Source organism: Pseudoramibacter alactolyticus ATCC 23263 (genome assembly GCF_000185505.1).
In the GTDB taxonomy this organism is placed as follows: domain Bacteria; phylum Bacillota; class Clostridia; order Eubacteriales; family Eubacteriaceae; genus Pseudoramibacter; species Pseudoramibacter alactolyticus.
Genome location: NZ_GL622359.1, coordinates 2,186,766 through 2,206,411 on the forward strand (window position 1 = coordinate 2,186,766; position 19,646 = coordinate 2,206,411).

Consider the following 19,646-nt stretch of genomic DNA (forward strand, 5'->3'; position numbering starts at 1 on the left):
ACTTTTTCATTCTATATTATTTGGCAAATACCGGTTTATCAGTAGATGGCAGATTGTGGGGTTTCAAGCTCTGCAAAACCGTCCGAAAGTCTCTTTCTTGCAACTTCAATATATGGATGTACAATGGCTTTTGCAGGACAGTGATGATAACACTCGGCACATAAAATATAATTCTTAGGATTACGCACCATTTGTATTGTGTTGCTTATCACTTTCCTTCCGTTTATCATCAAAATAATAATGACCCTCATTGCCATACTCCCAGCTTCCACCTCCTGCTCCTAATTCAAAATGCAATTTAGCAATTCCAAGATCAATCATCGCGGTTTCCGTCGGCATTGTAATGGAAGCAGTTACCTGTCCATCCTTATATTTGAATACAAATGGGCGTAAATTTCTTGCTGTCGGTGCAAGATAAACGGCATCCATACCTCGCAAAAACCACTCCGGCACAGGCTCCTCCGCTTCTATTAATGCCTGCTTTGTTTTATGCTGCTTGTTCATCCCATATTCCATCATTCGTTCTTTCAGTGAATGCTTTTTATCCGAATATCCGATTGCTATCACACAATCTAATGTGTCGTTTCCCTTGCATAATGTCATCGCGGCTTTTTTGTCATAACTGGTTCCCACCCAGCAGGTAGATAGTCCCATTGCGGTTGCTTCAAGAATTATTTTTTCGCCGAAACGACCTGCTTTTTCCATACGATCTGGAAGATCGTCACTTCCAATCATGGCAATGTAGTTTTGAACCCCCACAAATAGACCATAGCTTTTACGAAATCCGTTAAATAGTTCTCCTCCGTTTCCAATGACCAATTTCATATTCAGTCCGGATTTTCTATTGTACAAAGCAATGCTATTTTCAAGCTGTTTCACATACTTAAAGTTAATAGGAACATCTTCGTATTTTCTGCGGGAACATCTTTTTTCCATGGCGGAAAGATATTTTTCGATTTCCATAGTTGATCTCCTTTCACACAAAAGCTTGAAATGTCTTATTTTTAATATATAATTTGATTAGCCATGTCTAATTTTGCTTTATGTTACGCATCCGTGTCCTCAGTGTCAACAAAAGAATGTAACGGTTAGCTATCAGCCTAAAGGATTTGCCGAATGGAGAAAATATAATTTTATGAGCAAGCAATTAGAAAAAATGTACAGAGATATTTTTGCAGGCAGGGGTGTTATTCCATGTGAACCCGTACCGGGATTTAATCCGAACGGCGAATTTTATAAAATGAATCCGGAACTTGGTAAAGGACACTGCTGGGTATATCAATGCAACCCATACGTGACTATCACCATTATGAATCAGATTCACTATGAAGATACCTGTTGTGCTTTTAATCAACCGGAATATATTTGTGTCGGTTATTTCTACTCCGTTTCCGGTGAAATACTGACGCCTTACCGTCGTTTGACATCCGGAGCAATTCAGGCGTATGTAGGGAAAAAAAGTGAATATCGTATGATACTTCACAAACAAATTCCTATCAATAGTGTAAGCATTACCTTTATGCCCGAATATTACAAGAAACATTTAAGTGAACAATATCCTGACATTTATGAAAATCCTTCAGAAGCATTCATGCAGATAGACGGCTGTCCTGATTTTCCCGAACTGGTCATGGTTTTTAATCAAATCAAAAGCTATGTGGGAGACGGTATATCTGCAAAACTGTTTTATGAAAGCAAAGTGAATGAAGCACTTTCCATAATTTTCGAAAAAGCAAAGAACCGGAATAGGGAACGTATTAGACATAGATTTTTAATACTCAATGATGATTTGGATGCCGTCGTATCTGTGGCTAATTATATTAACGACCATTACGCTGCGGATATTAGGATCGATTTTCTTGCACAAATTGCATGCATGAGTAAAGCTAAGCTAAAATACATATTCAAGGATGTATATCATATGAGTATTCAACAATATATTGTTACACGCCGTATTACATATGCTGAACATCTCCTTAGAGATACGGTGCTTCCGATATCTCAAATTGCTGAAATGGCCGGTTACAAATATATAAGCAGCCTGTCCGATATGTTCAAACGGCATACAGGCATGAAACCTACCGAATACAGAGAAAAAATGCAAATGATAATAGGTGATTGATCAGGTTATGTCACGACATGCGCCATTAAGGAGAATGGACAGATATCGTTACAGTGAAAAATATAAAGGAAACCGAGGAAATAAGCGTATAAAGCGTCGGATACTAATTGAGCAGGGCTTATGAAAAAGCGTCACAGTTATAAAATTGCGGCGCTTTTTTCTTTTGCATTTTTAAAGAAAAAAGATAATAAAATAGACTCATATAGTCCGAACTATATTGACCAAAAATAAAAAACATGTTAATATACCAGTGGTATATACCACTGGTATATTAACATGGAGGTATTCAATGAAAATATCAGAAACACAACAAAATATATTGAAGGTCGGCAAGCGTGAGTTCTTGGAAAAGGGCTTTAAGGATGCATCTCTTAGAAAGATTGTAGCAGAAGCAGGATTTACAAAAGGAGCCTTTTATGGATATTATCCGGACAAAGCAGCTTTATTTGAAGCACTTGTTTCCGATGCAGCAGATGGTTTAATAGAGCAATTCAAAGCCGCACAGGATGCTCATTTTGATTTAATTCCTGAAAATAAAACTGATAAGAGCATGGAATTATCTACAAAATATCTTCTGCATTTTGTGAATTACATCTATGATCATTTTGAAGAATTTAAACTTGTCATTTGTTGCTCCGAAGGTACAAAATACGCAGATTATATTCATGAACTTGTAGAACTGGACGTATCTCGCACAGAAAAATATCACGCTCTGCTTAAAGAGAAAGGCAAGATGACAGGAAGTGTTAGTCATGAGCTTCATCACATGATTACCAGTGCATATTTTACAGCTGCATTTGAAACAGTTGTTCATGACATGACAAGAGAACAGGCAATTAAATATGTTAAAGAACTTGCTGTTTTTTTAATTCCGGATGGGAAGGACTTTTAAGGCTTACATAAGCCTTAAAAATTTTTACACTTTAGTTAGTTGATACTAATATTATTATTTGAAAGGATGTAGTTAATTATGAAGAAAAATGAAAATATACTATTAACAAGAGATTATATTTCAATAGGCATTTTTTCACTTATCTATTTTGTAATTGCATTTGTTATAGGTGGAATTGCACAGATGACGCCTGTAACTTTTCCGTTTATGCCTATGATAGTTGCTTTATTTGCAGGCAGCGTTTTTATGCTTTATACCGCTAAGATTCCAAAACGAGGTTCGCTCTCTATCCTTGGTATACTTGCCGGCATCTTGTTATTTGTTACCGGTATGTTTTGGATGATGTCTGTCTTCTTCGTTATATTCGGATTTATCGCGGATTTTATTTGCTCTACAGGAAATTTCAAATCATTCCGAAAGAATTTACTTGCATATTGTATATTTGCGCTATCTCCAATGGGTGCCTATATCCCTATGGTTATAATGCCTGCACAATTTGATGAATTTATGCGGAGAAAAGGAGATGTTTCTTCTTTTGAAGGAATCATCAACGCTATTAGGGGAAATTGGTGGATTATTCCTTTGATGATTTTAGGAACCATTATTTGTGCCGTAATTGGAGGCTTTATCGGTAAAAAATTATTAAAAAAGCATTTTGAAAAAGTGGGGATCATATAAATGGTTTTGGATCCCAGAACAAAGCTTCTAATTTTAGCAATAACAAGTATTTCCGTTTTTCTGAATGAAAGTATGGTCATAGAATGCCTTTTTACAGCAATACCAATATTGTTACTCTTACAGGCAAAAGAGTTTCGGACTGCTTCAAAGTACGGCTTATTTTTTGTCGCGTTATTGATGATACAGTTATTTGTGATATTCAAATTGCCTGTTACAGTAGGAGGCATCATATATATGTTTGATGTCTATATAAGAAAACTGATTCCTTGTTTTATGCTTGGTGCGTTTTTAATACACACGACAAAGGTAAGCACTTTTCTTGCCGCACTCAGTCGATTGCATTTATCTAAGGGTTTTACGATTTCGCTTTCTGTTACATTGCGATATTTTCCGACCATGGCTGAGGAGTGGAACTACATCAAGGATGCGATGGCTCTTCGAGGTATAACTGCCTCATTAATAGGATTTATGCGTCATCCTATCAGAGTAATGGAGTATGTGTATGTACCAATGCTGGTATCTGCCTCCAAAATTTCTGATGAAATCACACAGGCAGCGATTACAAGAGGCATTGACCATGCAGGAAGACGTAGTTGTATGGAAAAAGTTTATTTTTCAATTTGGGACGCTCTGATTGTAACGATATATATAGGAATTATTTGCATGATGTTTTTTGATTTTTTACGAGGAGGTGTATTTCTTTGATTGAATTTATAAAAAGCTCTTTTTCCTACAAGGATTTGGAAAAAAGCTCTTTACGGGAATTACACTTAAACATTCCAAAAGGTCAGTGTGTTCTTTTATGCGGTGCATCAGGATGTGGAAAGACAACTCTTACAAGGTTGGTAAATGGACTGATTCCCCATTTTTTTGAAGGCAGACTTTCAGGAAAAGTAACTATAAACGAAATGGATATTGCTGAAACTGAAATTTCAACTATTTCTGATGTCGTAGGTACCGTTTTTCAAAATCCGCGAACACAATTTTTCAATACAGATACAGACAGTGAAATTGTTTTCGGACTGGAGAACAGAACTCTTGATTCTAAAGAATTAAAACAGCACTTTGAAAAAGTTGTCAAGGATTTGCATATAGAAAAATTAAGAGGACGCAGTATTTTTGAACTTTCCGGCGGAGAAAAACAAAAAATTGCATTTGCATCTGTATATGCTACAAACCCGGATATTTTTGTATTAGATGAGCCTTCTTCTAATTTAGATTTTCATTCAGTGATTGAATTAAGAAAGCTGATTGAAAAAATAAAGAAACAGGAGAAAACGATTATTATTGCCGAACATCGCTTGTGGTACCTAATAGATATTGCAGACAGAGTTATTTTAATGAAGGACGGTCAAATTTTCAAGGACATGAGTATGCAAGATTTTAGAAAACTTTCTTCTGAACAGATACAAAATATGGGGCTTCGGTGTCGGAATTTTTCTGAAATAAAAACAAATATCAGTGCTGAAAAAAGTTCCGAACGCATTTTAGAACTGAAAGATATCAGTGTTAAATATAGAGATCGTATAATCCTGCAAAATATTTCCTTTGCTGTAAATGGCGGAGAAATCATCGCAATTACCGGTGCAAACGGAGCGGGAAAAACCACGCTGGCACGTACTATATGCGGACTGATAAAACAAAATTCAGGAAATATATTTATAAACAGCAATAAGTTGCCTGCAAAAGTACGCACAAAAAAATCTTACATGGTTATGCAAGATGTCGGGCATCAACTGTTTACAGATAGTGTAAAAACTGAATGCACACTTGGAACTAAAACCATAGATGATGCTTACGTTGATGAAACGTTATCGATGTTATCTCTTTCAGAATTGAAAGACAGACATCCCTTGTCACTCTCAGGAGGGCAAAAGCAGCGGCTCGCAGTAGCCATCAGTTTACTCTGTGATAAAGAAGTTCTTGTTTTCGATGAACCGACCAGCGGTCTCGACTTAAAAAGTATGCAAGAAGTAGGAGCTATGGTTGAGCGACTTTCCGAACAGGGAAAAATTTTGCTCGTTATTACACATGATATTGAATTTATAAAAACAATATGTTCAAGAGTTCTGGTTTTGTCAGGTGGTCAAATGATTGCTGATTTAAAGGGAAAAGAAAAGGAAAATATAGAAAATTATTTTTTAACAGGAGGATATCGGAATGAATCAAAAAAACACATTACATCGCTTGTTTGAGTTTGCCGAATCTTGCAAAGGATTACTTACTGGCTCAGTTGTTTTTGCTGTCCTTGGAGCAGGTTTTGGTATCATTCCGTACATTGCGGTTTCACGAATTATTATTCAAATATGTGCTGGTGATTATAGTTTGAAGGCAATCATATTGATGGCGGTAATTGCACTTTTGGGTTATCTCTTACAACTCTGTTTATCAACCATTTCTACAATACGATCTCACAGAGCAGCGTTTACTGTATTGAAAAACATTCGTTCTGCACTTACGAAAAAACTGTCACGAGTACCTATGGGATTTGTTTTAGATACGCCTTCCGGAAAATTCAAAACTATGATTGTTGATACTGTTGAAAAATTGGAATTGCCTCTTGCACACATGATACCGGAATTGACTGCTAATATCATGATTCCTGTTTTGATGTTTATCTATTATATGGTACTTGATTGGAGACTGGCACTTATTGCCGTGGCAACATTTCCAATCGGAATGCTTTGCTATATGGGTATGATGAAGGACTATGAAATGCGTTATTCGAGAGTTCTTGCAGCAGCCAAAGCCATGGATGCCGCTACCGTTGAATATATAGGAGGGATAGAGGTTGTTAAAGTTTTTAATCAAAGCAGTGCTTCTTATCGCAAATATGCTGAAGCGGTAAAAGAAAATGAAAAATCCAAATCGGAATGGTTCAAAAAGACAAATCCATACTATGCTGCAGGTATTGCAATAGCGCCTTCAAGTTTGATTGGAGTTCTCCCTGTCGGAAGCTTATTTTATATAAATGGAAGTATAAGTGCGGGAAGTTTTATTTCTTGTATTATTTTGTCCATGGGGCTAATTTCTCCGCTTATTCAGGCATTACGATATACAGACAGCTTCGCTATGGTAGATGCCACAGTTAAAGAAATCGGCAATCTTTTAGATACGGAAGAAATGAATCGACCGGAAAAACGAGTACAGCTTGATGGAGAGAAAATAGAATTCTCAAATGTCTCCTTTTCTTATAACGATAAGGAGGTTTTGCACAACATTTCATTTTCAGCAAGTGAAAATGAAATGACAGCTCTTGTAGGACCGTCAGGATCAGGTAAATCAACCGTCGCACGATTGATTGCATCTTTTTGGAATGCAGGCAGGGGAATTGTAAAAATAGGTGGTATTGATGTACAAAATATACCGCTTTCACAGATCATGGAACATATTGCATATGTCTCTCAGGACAATTACTTGTTTCATCTTTCCATACGGGAAAATATAAGGATTGGAAAGCCTGATGCTACAGATAAAGAAATAGAGAATGCAGCGAAAAAAGCAGCCTGCCATAATTTTATTACATCTCTTCCAAATGGTTATAACACTGTCGTGGGAGACAGCGGAAGCAGCCTTTCGGGAGGAGAAAGACAGCGCATAGCTATTGCAAGAGCCATATTAAAGGATAGTCCTATAGTAATTTTAGATGAAGCTACAGCATTTACAGATCCTGAAAACGAATCGATTATCCAGCATTCTATAAGCCAGCTTGTAGCCGGAAAAACACTGATTGTTATTGCGCATCGTCTTTCCACTATTACAGCGGCGGATAAAATCATCGTTATGAACGAAGGAAATATTGAAGCTGATGGAAAACATCATGAGCTTATTGAAAATTGTGATCTCTATAGAGAGCTTTGGAATGCACATATAACTACCCTTGATACTAAGGAGGTGTCAGCATGATTAATATGTTCAAACAACTCTTAGCTTTTTCCGGTACGGAAAGAAGAAATTTGATCCTGTCATTTGTTTTTCATATGTTTAATTCTTTATTTGAGATGCTTCCTATCATGGCTGTACTTACGGTTTTGAATGGAATACTGTTGTCGCTTTCAAATGGCATCATGCCGGTTAAAACGATATGGATTTCCTTTTCGATTATGCTTTTAAGTATTTTAGGACGCATTTTCTTTACAAATCTTTCCTCGGTAAAAAGAACTCTCGGAAGCTTTTCTATGTGTTCCGGATGGCGCATGGAGCTTGGTGAAAAATTAAAACGAGTCCCTATGGGGTATTTCAATGAGCATAGACTTGGAGATATCACGGCAGCAGTTACTACAACACTTGGAGATCTTGAAACCAGCGCAGTTACCGTTATGGAGGCGGTAGCGGGAGGATTTATTCATGCTGTAGTGATAGGAATATGGCTTTTGTTTTATGAATGGGAAATTGGCGTCCTAATGTTTATTGGACTTATTGTTTCCCTTTTGATATATGCAGAAACACAAAAAGCCGGTGTGAAATATTCTCCGCGCAGGCAAGCGGCACAGGCAGGACTGGTGACAGGTATTTTAGAGTATATACAGGGAATGACTGTGGTGAAGGCGTTCGGACTTGCCGATCGTTCGGACAAATCCGTGGACGCTACAATCAATGAAAGTGCAGAGGCAAACATTGCATTGGAAAAAGTTTTCTCCAGCTTGGCTGCCGTCTTTCAAATGATATTCAAATTTGCCAGATTTGCGATTCTCGTTGCTGCTCCGTACTTACTTATGAAAGGAGAAACGACACCTGAAAAGTGCCTTCTTCTTATTATCGCAAGTTTTATGATATATACGACCGTAGAGCTTGCCGGAAGCACCTCTGCTGTTGCAAGAGTTGTAGACGCCTCTTTAGATAGATTGGAAACTGTATCAAGAATGCCGTTTATTGATGAACATGGAACAGATCTTACGCCGAAAACTTACGATATTTCCATTTCGAACATCTCTTTTGCATATGACGAAAAGGAAGTTATACATGACGTGAGTTTTTATATCCCTCAGGGGACAAGCTGTGCAGTAGTGGGTCCTTCAGGCTCAGGAAAGACAACTCTTTGCAGTTTAATTGCACGTTTTTGGGATGTAAAAGAAGGTGAAATTCTTTTGGGCGGCGTTAATGTCAAAGACTATACTTGCGACAGCCTTCTTAAGAATTTCTCTATTGTATTCCAAAGAGTGTATCTTTTTGAGGATACAATCGAAAATAACATTCTTTTTGGAAAGCCGCAAGCAACAAAAGCCGAAATGATTTCAGCGGCAAAAAAGGCGTGTTGTCATGATTTCATCTCTGCACTTCCTGACGGTTATCAAACAAAGATTGGAGAAGGAGGTTCGACACTTTCCGGCGGTGAAAAACAACGGATATCTATTGCGCGAGCAATTTTGAAGGACGCCCCTATTGTGATTTTGGATGAAGCCACGGCGAGTGTAGATCCTGAAAATGAACGAGAATTGCAGCAAGCTATTTCGGAACTGACAAAAAACAAAACGCTTCTTATGATTGCTCACAGGTTGAATACAGTACGAGGAGCAGATCAGATTCTTGTTCTTGAGGATGGAAGGATTGTCCAAAAAGGGAAACATCATGAACTTATGCAGCAAGAAGGGCTTTACCGAAACTTTGTGGAGATCAGGGAAAATGCAATCGGATGGGAATTAGGAGGCCGGGCATGACATACAAAAGGTTTTATTCAGAAAAATTGGACTCACATATTTTGGAGAATATCGATGCCGAACACAAAGCAAAAATGAAGCTTCTTATGGAAGAAATCAACCGAGGAACATGGACAAAAAAACAAAAAAAGAGGCAACAAAACAGCATAATTTCAAATATAGCTTTATACAGATGCTTTATAGATAATGGAGTATCAAAAAGCAAAGCAAAGGAATTGGTAAAAGAATATTCATTTCATATTGCCCGAAAGGCCCATAAGCTTTTGGAAACGTTTTTTTGTATGCCGGGTTTTTTTGGATTATTTCGCTTTTTTATGAAAAAAGGAATGTCTGGTGATGAAATATGGGAAAGTAGAATTTTATCGAATGACAACAAGTACTATCGCGTGGATGTGCTTAAATGCCTTTGGGCAGATACTTGCAAGTTTTTTGAATGTCCGGAACTATGTGAGATTTTCTGTTTATGTGATCATATTGTATTCGGAAATATAAAGGGATTTGCATTTGAACGAAGTCAGACTTTAGGTATGAACGGTGAAAAATGCGACTTTTGTTTTATAAACAAGAAAAGGAACAATTAGATGAAAAAAGCTGAAAAAATATGGTCTAAGGACGCCCCAAAAATGAAAGCATTTCTTCTGCAAGAAATAAAAGAAACAGGATTGGCATGGAAAACTTTGATAGAGCAGTACCTTGAAGATTATCAAAATGGAAAAATTTTAGATGTCGGCTGTGAAACCGGATTTATCTCATTGCTTCTTGCACAAATAGGTTTTGAGGTCATCGCAATAGACAATAATGCCGCAATGCTCAAGGAGGCTGAAAAAACATCTGAGGAGTTGGGATTTTCAAATAAAATCACTTTTATGCTTAAAGACGCAGCGTCAATGGATGATTTTACCGTTAATACTTTTGATGCAGTGATTTCAAGACATGCTTTTTGGCTGTTTAATAATCCGAAAAAGGTTTATGCGGAATGGTACAGAATTTTGAAATCAGGAGGTTGTATGTTGAACTTAGATGCTAATTGGCTTTTTCCATTTTGGGGAGAGGAACAGGCAAAACTCTTCCGGTCAGATGAAAACATTTTAAAGGAACGCTATGGCGAATTTCAGGATTATTATCATGATACAGATATGATGGAGGAATTGAAAAAATTACCTTTGAGTTATACGAAACGTCCTGAATGGGATTTGAAAATATGTAAGCAGATAGGATTTAAAGACATCAAAATGGAAATTCTTTCTCAAGAAAAGTACTGTAATCCCTTTATGGCACTCAGATATCGTACTATGCCGACATTTTTGATTAAAGCAAAAAAGTAACATTTATGGAGGAAAAACAAATGACAAATGAAAAAAAACAAGTATTAAAATGGGAAATTAAAGATGTGATTACTGTGGTTCTTTTGAGTCTCTTTCTTATTTTTATTCAATTTCTTGTAAATATGGTATGCATGGCGAATCATTTCGTCAGTATGGTTTTATCAATCGGCATTACGATGCTTTTGTGTGCACCGGTGTATTATTTGCTTTTGTGTCGGGTAAAAAAGCACTTTGTTACCATTATTTATATGAGTATCATAGGCATTATATATATTCTGATGGGAAACTGGTATCTTTTTCCGTATTTTGTTGCAGTCGGCGTTATATGTGAGATTATCCTGTGGAAAAATTGCTCGAAAAGAAATCCAAAACAAGTTATGGCGGCATGGACTGTAGCGAGTCTTTTGTATAATGGCGTCAATTTACTTCCTATTTGGTTCTTTTGGGAAACCTATTACAGCTTTGCAAAAAGCAGCGGAATGGATCAAAGCTATATAAACTCATATGTCCACTACTATAAAGAGCCGGGATGGATTATATTCATTGCGATTTTCACTACAATATGTGGGTTAATCGGAAGCCTGATAGGTAAAAAAATTATTGGAAAGCATTTTGAAAAAACAGGAATCTTGTAATGAACGGAATTTCATTATCTGTCATAACAAAAATATGGGGGTTCCTTTGCGTGATGATTGCTGTTTCCCTGGGGAAAAATGTCATCCTTAGTTGTATGCTTACAATTATCGCTTGTTTGTATCTTGCTGTACAGGGAAAACTGAAAATCATATTTAACTATGGCGTATTTTATATGATACTTGGGGCTTTACTTTACACTATAAAGTACTATGGCTTTCATTTATTTATTTTTTCTGAATTTTATGTACTGATGCTCTGGAATCTTTCACCTGTTATTTTGATATCGTGGGACTTGGTTACAACACCCCCTGGAAAGATTTCAGCATTCCTAAGCAGCATTCACATTCCTACCTCTGTTATTCTGGGGGTACTTGTGGTATTCAGATTTCTCCCAACCATAAAATCGGAGCTGAGGAGTGTGTTTTTGTCCATGAAAAACAGGAATTTAACAAATATCAAACAAATAATTAAAACACCTGCAAAGACATGCGAATATGTGCTGATTCCTCTTCTCGTCAGAATTTTAATGATAGCAGATCAGCTTTCTGTCTCTGCCATTGCAAGAGGTTGCGAATCTCCGGGAATACGAAGTAGCTATTATGAGAATAGGGTCGGAATAGCAGATATATTCTTAATGATTTTATGGGGAGTTTCGGTATCGTGTTATTTGTGGATTGGAGGCATTAAAATATGATCGATTTAAAGAATGTTTCCTTTCGGTATTCTGATAGTAATTATGGTGTTACAAATATAAATTTAACGATAAAAGCTGGTGAATGCGTGGTTATTACAGGGAAATCCGGCTGTGGAAAAACGACAATGACACGGCTTGTCAACGGTCTTGCTCCAAAATATTACAAGGGAACAAAAACAGGTAATATACAAATTGCAGGCAAAAATATTGAAATGATACCGGTCTATGATATCGGCAGAGCTGTCGGCAGCATATTTCAAGACCCGCAAAGACAATTCTTTTCGTCAGAGCTTGAAGGAGAAATTGCATTTGGTTGTGAAAATTATGGTTTCTTAAAATCCGACATTCAAGAAAGAACCAAAGAGGCCATTCATAAGATGAGATTAGAAAGTATAGGAAATATATCTCTAGATTTACTTTCAAGCGGTGAAAAACAACGAACAGCCATAGCCTCTGTATATGCTTTGCATCCACAGATTTTTGTATTTGATGAATCAACAGCGAATCTGGATAAAGGTGGTATCGCTCAAATGAAAAATATTCTTGTGGAGTTAAAGCAAGCCGGACATACATTGCTAATTGCAGAACACCGCATAAATTGGATAGGAGAACTTGCAGACAGATATTTATATATGGAGGACGGGCAGATACAAGGGCAGTATTCATCCTTGGAACTTAGTACAATGAATGAACGTGAACGCATTGCAAAGGGTCTCCGGTGTTTTTCAAATACACCTTTTGCAAAAATACCCGCCCCGTCTCGAACAGATAATATTGCAATAAGAGCAGAAAATATATCTCTCAAAAAAAGCAAAAAACAGATATTGAAAAATGTAAACATTTTTGTTAATGAAAAAAGAATCACTGCCATTACAGGAAGTAATGGTGCTGGAAAAACAAGTTTAGCTTTAATTTTGAGCGGATTGGAAAAATTAAAAGAGGGTAGCATTTACCTTTATGGAGAAAAAGCAAGATACCGAAAGCTTCGTACAAATATTTATTATTGTTCAAATGATACAGGAACACAATTTTTCACTGAAAGCGTTTCAAAGGAGCTGTTGCTTGGCTCGAAACACAGTGCGGAGAACTTGGAAGCGGCAAAAAAACTGCTTAAAAATATGCATCTGTACGACTATAAAGATTCCCATCCGACCTCATTATCGGGAGGACAAAAGCAACGACTTGCAGTATGCTGCGCACTGCTGTCAGGTGAAAAAATCTTGATACTTGATGAACCTACCAGTGGTTTGGATGCGGAAAATATGTGTTTAATAACAGAGGCATTAAAAACAGCAGTAAAACAGGGAAAAACAATTTTGGTCATTACTCACGATGAGGAATTTATAGCTGCCTGCTGTGAGTACAGAATAAATATGGACAAAATATTAAAAAATTAAGGAGGGTTTTAGAATGGATGTTCGTGATAAATTACTTACGGAAAATCCTTGGAAATTGATGATTCATCTTAGTTTACCGGCAATTTTAGGTCAACTAATTGTAGGGCTATACGCCTTTGTTGATTCAATCTATGTTGGGCAAATGGTGGGAACTGATGCTATGAGTGCAGTTTCGGCGGCATCACCGTTTGTGCTTATCAATAACGCGATTGCAGTACTGTTGGGAATAGGCTCAGGCTCTGTACTTTCACGAGCAATCGGGAAAAAAGATCAAGAAATCGTTGATAAGATTATAGGAAATCTTACTTTTTTGGTAATTGTGTTGTCATCAGCAGTCATGATCATAGGCATTACATTCGCTCCTGAATTTTTGCGATTATCTGGTGCCGATGGTGATGTGTTGCAAATGGGGGTTTCCTATTTAAGAACAGTATATCTCGGCTCAATATTTGTAAATTTTATGCAAGGTGCAAATATGGTAATTCGGGCAGAGGGGCGTATGAAAGTTGCGATGGGAATTATGGCAGCCGGCGCTATTATCAATATTATATTAGATCCTATATTCATTCTTCTTATGCCTTCTCGGGGACCACAAGCTGTTGCGGTCGCAACTGTGTTTTCTCAATTAATTCAAGCTTTGGTAACCTTAATATACTTCTTGAAAAAAAGCCCGGTGGTTCGTTTTCATGGAATAAAGCCTGCAAAAGACTTAGTACCTGAAATATTTTCTGTAGGGATGAGTGCTATGCTCATGCAAATTATGATGCTTGTTCAAATGACAGTTGTATATAATACGGCGGTGCAATTTGGTGGAGAAAAGCAAATAGCACTTATGGGAGCAGCTCAAAGAGTGATGCAGCTTGCTTTTGTTCCGATATGGGGAATGAGTCAAGGAATGCAGCCTGCTGTTGGAACGAATTTCGGAGCAAAAGAATTTATACGAGTTAAAAAGCTTACGAATGTATTTATTATAGGTTCTACTTGTCTTGCGGGGTTTTTCTTTGTTATAATCGAAATTTTTTCAGCACAAATACTATCTGCGTTCATTACAAATATATCCATTGTAAATGTAGGATTATCTAACTTTCGACTTATGTATTGCCTATTTCCTACTTATGGAGTGCTCATAATGACAGTTACTTATTTTCAGGCTATCGGAAAAGCAAAACAGGCGGGAATAGTAGTCATGTTGAGACAATTTGCACTTGTAGTTCCTTTAGTGTTGGTATTGCCTCGTTTACTAAAGGGTAATGTCCTCGGAGTATGGTTAGCCTTACCTTTGAATGATATCATTATCATTTTAATTACAATTATATTGCTAATTGGTGAATATAAGAATCTTATGCAGCTTGCACAAGGATCTGTATAATGTCGTGAAAAACAATTTCCTTCAAAATCGGTACAACAATTTGCGGTCCAGGGCATTTTTGAAGTTAATCGCATTGCGTTAGGAATACCGACCGCGAAACGATATCCCTCAAAAACAATGAACCCCCAAATAATCCGCAGGATATTTTTTGATGGATTTCTTCGTTAATAATAAAATCGGGAATCTCATTTACATGCTTATTCCAGAGCCAAGCCATTCGCCCGTCGCCTGATACTTAACCTAATTCTTTTCAGTCAAGAGTTTATAATTATTCATACTTTATTTCCTTACTCCACCCATAAAAATTCTTTACAATAATTTTTTGCCATTTTTTTGTATTTTCGCCAGATATTTCTATTTCTGCGATGCCTTGCAATGTGTCATCGTCGATTTTTTTTAAAAGATGCTCTACAAATACGCTTTCCCTTCTCCATTTGATGATGGCGGCCACAATATGAGTAAATATTTGCCCTATGATTATAAGATTTTACAAATAAAATGACAGCATTAAATGTTAAATCGATCTAAAATTTCATTGCGGATTGATTTGTAAGCTTTAAAAGCGGTGCATATGCGTTAAGATTTTAAATGTGCAAAAATCAATTTGAAATTAAATTTCATATTGACAAATGACGGCGCAGCGCTTAAAATGAAACATATTTTCAAATTCAAATTGAGACGGATTGGAAGCTTGAGGGCCGATATGGGGAGCAGAGGACAATACAAAACCAGACAGCGGGATGAGATTCTCGCAGCGCTGAAAAGTTTGGGGACCGGTCATGTGACGGCCGGCGATGTTTATGCCTATCTTTGTGCGGCGGGTCGGCCGATCGGGCGCACGACGGTTTACCGCCAGCTGGAGCGTCTGGTGGACGAAGGCGCGGTGGAAAAATACAGCGGTGGGGGCCGGCATTCGGCCTGCTTTGAATACGTTGGCGAGGGAGCCCACGCGGCCGGCGGCACCTGTTATCATTTAAAATGCGAGCGCTGCGGTAAGCTGATTCATTTGAACTGTGACGCGCTGGAGGTGATCTGCGACCATCTCTCTGCGGAGCACGGCTTCGCGCTGGATCCGAAGCGCACGGTTTTTTACGGGTTGTGCGAGGCGTGTCGGAGTCAAAAAGAAAACGGCGCGCCGTAGTCCGGGCGCCGGATTTGGGATTTCACAGGAAAGGAGCACACGATGACAGCAAAAGCGTCCGAAAGAACCGTTTTAAGCGCGCGCCGCATCGTCAGCCTGCTGATCGCGGCGACGGTCGCTGCCTTTTTGTTTTTTGTCATCGCGGAAGCGGGGCACGACTGCAGCGGCGATCATTGCCCGATTTGCGCCTGTGTGGCCCAGTGTGAGCATCAGCTGGCCCTTTTGGGTGCCGGCGGCAGCATCGCGGCTGCGGTGACGCCCTGTGGCCTTTGGCTTTTGCTCGTGCTGGCGATGCGGGCGGCGGGGCGCCCCGCCGCAGGTCAGACCCTGGTGACGGCCAAGGTGCGCCTGGACGATTGAGCTTCGGAGGTTCAAACGAAAAAATCAAATCGAGAGCAGCAGACACCATTCATTTTCAATTTCGGAGGTTTAACAAATGACAACAGCGAAACAAAAACGGGGCATCAGAGCCCTGATCGTGCTCGTGCTGATGGCGGCGCTTTGCTTGCCGCTGCTGGCAACGGGCTGCGGCAAAGCAAACGAATCGAAAAAAAGCACAGCCGGCGGTAAAAAGTTAAAAGTGGTCGCCACCGTTTTCCCGGAATACGATTGGGCGAAGCAGATCCTGGGCAAGCGGGCGGCTGATACCGAACTGACCCTGCTCCTGAAGAACGGCACGGACCTGCACAGTTATCAGCCCAGCGCCAAGGATATCGCCAAAATTGCCAACTGCGACGTGTTTATCCACGTCGGCGGCGAATCCGACGGCTGGGTAAAGGACGCGCTGAAGGAAGCCAAAAATAAAAACATGCAGGTCATCAACCTGATGGAGGTCATGGGCAAGAACAAAAAGCAAGAGGAAGTGAAGGAAGGCATGCAGGCCGAGAAGGAAGACGAAAAAGAGGGCGAGGAAGGCGAAGAAGAAGTCGAATACGACGAACACGTGTGGCTGTCGCTGAAAAACGCCAGAACGCTCTGTGCGGCCATCGAAAAGGCTCTTGCCAAGGCCGACAGCGCCCACGCTGACACCTATGCGAAAAACCTCAAGGCCTACGACGCCAAACTGGCGGGGCTCGATAAGGATTACGCCAAAACCGCGGCCTCGGCGAAAAATAAAACCCTTGTCTTTGGCGACCGTTTCCCCTTCCGCTACATGGTCGACGACTATAACCTCGATTATTATGCGGCGTTCGTCGGCTGCTCGGCGGAATCCGAGGCGAGCTTTAAGACCATTGCTTTCCTGGCGAAGAAGGTGGACGCGCTGAACCTGAAATACGTGATGACCATCGAAAACAACGACCACAAGATCGCCAAGACCATCATCAAAAACACCAAGAAGAAGAATCAGAAAATCCTGACCCTCGATTCCATGCAGTCCACCACGTCGAAGGACATCAAAGGCGGGGCCACCTACCTGAAGGTGATGCGGAACAACCTCAAGGTTCTGCGGAAGGCTCTTTGATTTTTAACCGATTTTGATATGGACAGGAGAAACGGATGAACCGTCAGAAAGCAATCATTCCAACAGCGCCAGCGGCGGCGCCGGCGCGGCAGATCGTCTGCGAGGACGTGACGCTGGGCTACGGCTCACAGGCCGTGGCATCCCACATCGCCTTTGAAGTCCGCGCGGGAGATTATCTGTGCATCGTCGGGGAGAACGGCGCCGGCAAGTCGACGTTGATGAAAACTTTGCTGGGGCTTGTGCCGCCTCTCGGGGGCCGCATTGTCTTTGCTCCGGGGCTGAGCAATCGGGACATCGGTTATCTGCCTCAGCAGACCGAGGTGCAGCGGGATTTTCCGGCTTCGGTGCGGGAGATTGTGCTTTCCGGCTTTCAGCGGCGGGGACTTCGCCCTTTTTATACCCGGGCCGAAAAAGCCCGGGCGGCAGCGAACATGGCGCGCATGGACATCGCGGATATGGCGCGCCGCTGCTATCGGGAGCTTTCCGGCGGGCAGCAGCAGCGGGTGCTTTTGGCCCGGGCCCTGTGCGCTGCCGGCCAGATGCTCCTGCTGGACGAGCCGGTGGCGGGGCTTGACCCCAAGGTTACGACGGAAATGTACGCCCTGATTGCCGAGCTCAACCGTCAGGGGCTGACCATCATCATGATTTCCCACGATATCGATGAGGCGGTGACCTATGCGAGTCATATTCTCCACGTGGGGAGCCGTCCGTTTTTCGGCACCCGGGAGGCGTATCTGGCCAGCGATATCGGCCGGCGCTTTGTGGATTGGCGGGGAGGTGAAGCCCGATGATGACAACCATCAGCCTGTATATGGGCCACGCCTTTGTGCGCTACGCACTGGTGGTGGGGGTGCTCATTGCGCTGTGCTCGTCGCTGATCGGCGTGACCCTCGTGCTCAAGCGCTTTTCCTTTATCGGCGACGGGCTTTCCCATGTGGCGTTCGGCGCGATGACGGTGGCCACCGTCATGAAGCTGACCAACAACATGGTGCTGATGATGCCGGTGACCGTCATCAGTGCGATTCTGCTGCTGCGCACCGGCCGGAATGCGAAGATCAAAGGTGATGCGGCCATCGCGATGATCTCGGTGGCGTCGCTGGCCTTTGGCTATCTGGTGATGAATGTTTTCTCCACCTCAGCCAATCTCTCCGGTGATGTGTGCAGCACGCTTTTCGGCTCCACGGCAATTCTGACCCTCTCCCATGAAGAGGTGGCATTGTGCGTGGGGCTGTCGGTGCTCGTGACGGCGGTCTTTATCTTCTTTTACCATCATATTTTCGACGTGACCTTTGATGAGGCCTTCGCCCGTTCTGCAGGCACGCCGGTGGATGCCTACAACCTGCTCATCGCAGTGGTGATCGCGGTGATCATCGTGCTGGGGATGAACCTGGTGGGCTCGCTGCTCATTTCGGCGCTGATTATTTTTCCGGCACTGTCGGCCATGCGGGTGTTTAAAAGCTTTCTTTCGGTAACGATCTGCTCGGTGGTCGTCTCGGTGGTCGGCGCCTTTTCGGGCATTTTGATTTCGGTGTGCGCCGGGACGCCGGTGGGCTCCACCATCGTGGCCGTCGACCTCGCGGTGTTTGCCGTTTTCTGGCTGGTCGGGAAGGCGGTGGGCTGATGAGATGGATGAAAGGCGCACGGCGAAGAGGGGCGGCCCTGTTGCTGCTGTCTGTGATGTTGACGGCGGTGCTCGCCGGCTGCGGCGGTGCACCGTCCGACACTGCCGGCGCGGCCAAAGGCGGTGAGACCGACAGCGTCGCCGCGGCCAACCGGAAAAAAGAAACTCTCGACCTTTCGGTGATGAGCAGCACCGCGGTATACGCCGAGGTGTCCAACATGATGCAAAAGCCCAAGGCCTACGAAGGACGGCGGGTTCGCATGAAGGGCCGTTTTAATGTGCTGGAAGAAAACAAGCGGGTATACTTTTCCTGCATCATCCAGGATGCGACGGCGTGCTGCTCTCAGGGCATCGAGTTTGTCCTCGCCGGCAAGCACGCCTATCCGGCGGATTATCCGGCCAAGGACAGCGAAATCACCGTCGAAGGTCGGTTCAAAACCTATCGGGAAAAGGGCGCGCTCTATTGTCACCTAGTGGGTGCCAAGCTTTTGTAGGGCGCTACAAGTGAAACAGAAACACAGAATCATTAAAAAAGAAGGCGCAGGCCTTCTTTTTTGATGACCAGGGATCTTTAAAAATACCGGCGCCAATCTTGACGTCATTTGTGGCAGCGATATAATGATATCAACAATACACGAAAATAAGGAGGGGA

Annotated in this window: 20 protein-coding genes; 19 read left to right on the plus strand and 1 reads right to left on the minus strand. The window is 41.3% G+C overall.

Going from position 1 to position 19,646, the window contains the following annotated elements; translation table 11 throughout:
* Positions 1-180: 180 nt before the first annotated feature.
* On the minus strand, positions 181-963 hold the full coding sequence (locus HMPREF0721_RS10370; RefSeq protein ID WP_006599729.1) for a nitroreductase family protein: 783 nt from the start codon (positions 961-963) through the stop codon (positions 181-183).
* Between the two features lie 172 nt (positions 964-1,135).
* Here HMPREF0721_RS10370 and HMPREF0721_RS10375 point away from each other — a divergent pair, with 172 nt between their 5' ends.
* The 19 genes from HMPREF0721_RS10375 (at position 1,136) to HMPREF0721_RS10465 (ending at position 19,488) form a co-directional block, all read left to right on the plus strand.
* Positions 1,136-2,122 (plus strand): helix-turn-helix domain-containing protein, encoded by a 987-nt coding sequence (locus tag HMPREF0721_RS10375; protein WP_006599730.1) that lies wholly within the window; start codon positions 1,136-1,138, stop codon positions 2,120-2,122.
* A 289-nt stretch (positions 2,123-2,411) separates the two neighbouring features.
* Positions 2,412-3,014 carry a TetR/AcrR family transcriptional regulator gene (locus HMPREF0721_RS10380; protein WP_006599731.1) on the plus strand — a complete coding sequence of 201 codons (603 nt, stop codon included), beginning with the start codon at positions 2,412-2,414 and terminating at the stop codon, positions 3,012-3,014.
* Between the two features lie 78 nt (positions 3,015-3,092).
* Positions 3,093-3,692: an MptD family putative ECF transporter S component gene (locus HMPREF0721_RS10385; RefSeq protein WP_006599732.1), complete on the plus strand. Its 600-nt coding sequence runs from the start codon at positions 3,093-3,095 to the stop codon at positions 3,690-3,692.
* Positions 3,693-4,397: an energy-coupling factor transporter transmembrane component T gene (locus HMPREF0721_RS10390; protein WP_006599733.1), complete on the plus strand. Its 705-nt coding sequence runs from the start codon at positions 3,693-3,695 to the stop codon at positions 4,395-4,397. It abuts the gene before it with no gap.
* Positions 4,394-5,887 carry an ABC transporter ATP-binding protein gene (locus HMPREF0721_RS10395; RefSeq protein ID WP_006599734.1) on the plus strand — a complete coding sequence of 498 codons (1,494 nt, stop codon included), beginning with the start codon at positions 4,394-4,396 and terminating at the stop codon, positions 5,885-5,887. Before HMPREF0721_RS10390 ends, HMPREF0721_RS10395 begins: the two co-directional genes overlap by 4 nt.
* The gene (locus tag HMPREF0721_RS10400; RefSeq protein ID WP_006599735.1) at positions 5,853-7,598 is read left to right on the plus strand and encodes an ABC transporter ATP-binding protein; all 1,746 of its coding nucleotides are present in this window, start codon (positions 5,853-5,855) and stop codon (positions 7,596-7,598) included. Before HMPREF0721_RS10395 ends, HMPREF0721_RS10400 begins: the two co-directional genes overlap by 35 nt.
* Positions 7,595-9,349 carry an ABC transporter ATP-binding protein gene (locus HMPREF0721_RS10405; protein ID WP_006599736.1) on the plus strand — a complete coding sequence of 585 codons (1,755 nt, stop codon included), beginning with the start codon at positions 7,595-7,597 and terminating at the stop codon, positions 9,347-9,349. The genes HMPREF0721_RS10400 and HMPREF0721_RS10405 overlap by 4 nt, the downstream gene beginning before the upstream one ends.
* Positions 9,346-9,930 carry an L-2-amino-thiazoline-4-carboxylic acid hydrolase gene (locus HMPREF0721_RS10410; protein WP_006599737.1) on the plus strand — a complete coding sequence of 195 codons (585 nt, stop codon included), beginning with the start codon at positions 9,346-9,348 and terminating at the stop codon, positions 9,928-9,930. Before HMPREF0721_RS10405 ends, HMPREF0721_RS10410 begins: the two co-directional genes overlap by 4 nt.
* Positions 9,931-10,674, plus strand: coding sequence for a class I SAM-dependent methyltransferase (locus HMPREF0721_RS10415; RefSeq protein WP_006599738.1), 744 nt, complete (start codon positions 9,931-9,933; stop codon positions 10,672-10,674).
* Positions 10,675-10,694: 20 nt separating this feature from the next.
* Entirely contained in the window at positions 10,695-11,309 is a 615-nt protein-coding gene (locus HMPREF0721_RS10420) for an MptD family putative ECF transporter S component (protein WP_040640070.1), read from the plus strand.
* Positions 11,309-12,004 (plus strand): energy-coupling factor transporter transmembrane component T family protein, encoded by a 696-nt coding sequence (locus tag HMPREF0721_RS10425; RefSeq protein ID WP_006599740.1) that lies wholly within the window; start codon positions 11,309-11,311, stop codon positions 12,002-12,004. The genes HMPREF0721_RS10420 and HMPREF0721_RS10425 overlap by 1 nt, the downstream gene beginning before the upstream one ends.
* A complete protein-coding gene (locus HMPREF0721_RS10430) occupies positions 12,001-13,401 on the plus strand; it encodes an ABC transporter ATP-binding protein (RefSeq protein WP_006599741.1) in 1,401 nt (466 codons plus the stop codon). The genes HMPREF0721_RS10425 and HMPREF0721_RS10430 overlap by 4 nt, the downstream gene beginning before the upstream one ends.
* Before the next feature lie 13 nt (positions 13,402-13,414).
* Entirely contained in the window at positions 13,415-14,770 is a 1,356-nt protein-coding gene (locus HMPREF0721_RS10435) for an MATE family efflux transporter (protein WP_006599742.1), read from the plus strand.
* Between the two features lie 703 nt (positions 14,771-15,473).
* Complete coding sequence (locus HMPREF0721_RS10440; protein ID WP_040640508.1) at positions 15,474-15,911, plus strand: Fur family transcriptional regulator; 438 nt, start codon at positions 15,474-15,476, stop codon at positions 15,909-15,911.
* 42 nt (positions 15,912-15,953) lie between these two features.
* On the plus strand, positions 15,954-16,271 hold the full coding sequence (locus HMPREF0721_RS10445) for a hypothetical protein (RefSeq protein WP_006599746.1): 318 nt from the start codon (positions 15,954-15,956) through the stop codon (positions 16,269-16,271).
* Between the two features lie 76 nt (positions 16,272-16,347).
* A complete protein-coding gene (locus HMPREF0721_RS10450; protein WP_006599747.1) occupies positions 16,348-17,373 on the plus strand; it encodes a metal ABC transporter substrate-binding protein in 1,026 nt (341 codons plus the stop codon).
* A gap of 35 nt (positions 17,374-17,408) precedes the next feature.
* The gene (locus HMPREF0721_RS10455) at positions 17,409-18,164 is read left to right on the plus strand and encodes a metal ABC transporter ATP-binding protein (protein WP_006599748.1); all 756 of its coding nucleotides are present in this window, start codon (positions 17,409-17,411) and stop codon (positions 18,162-18,164) included.
* Positions 18,161-18,994 carry a metal ABC transporter permease gene (locus HMPREF0721_RS10460; protein ID WP_006599749.1) on the plus strand — a complete coding sequence of 278 codons (834 nt, stop codon included), beginning with the start codon at positions 18,161-18,163 and terminating at the stop codon, positions 18,992-18,994. Before HMPREF0721_RS10455 ends, HMPREF0721_RS10460 begins: the two co-directional genes overlap by 4 nt.
* Positions 18,994-19,488: a hypothetical protein gene (locus tag HMPREF0721_RS10465; RefSeq protein WP_006599750.1), complete on the plus strand. Its 495-nt coding sequence runs from the start codon at positions 18,994-18,996 to the stop codon at positions 19,486-19,488. The genes HMPREF0721_RS10460 and HMPREF0721_RS10465 overlap by 1 nt, the downstream gene beginning before the upstream one ends.
* Positions 19,489-19,646: the final 158 nt, after the last annotated feature.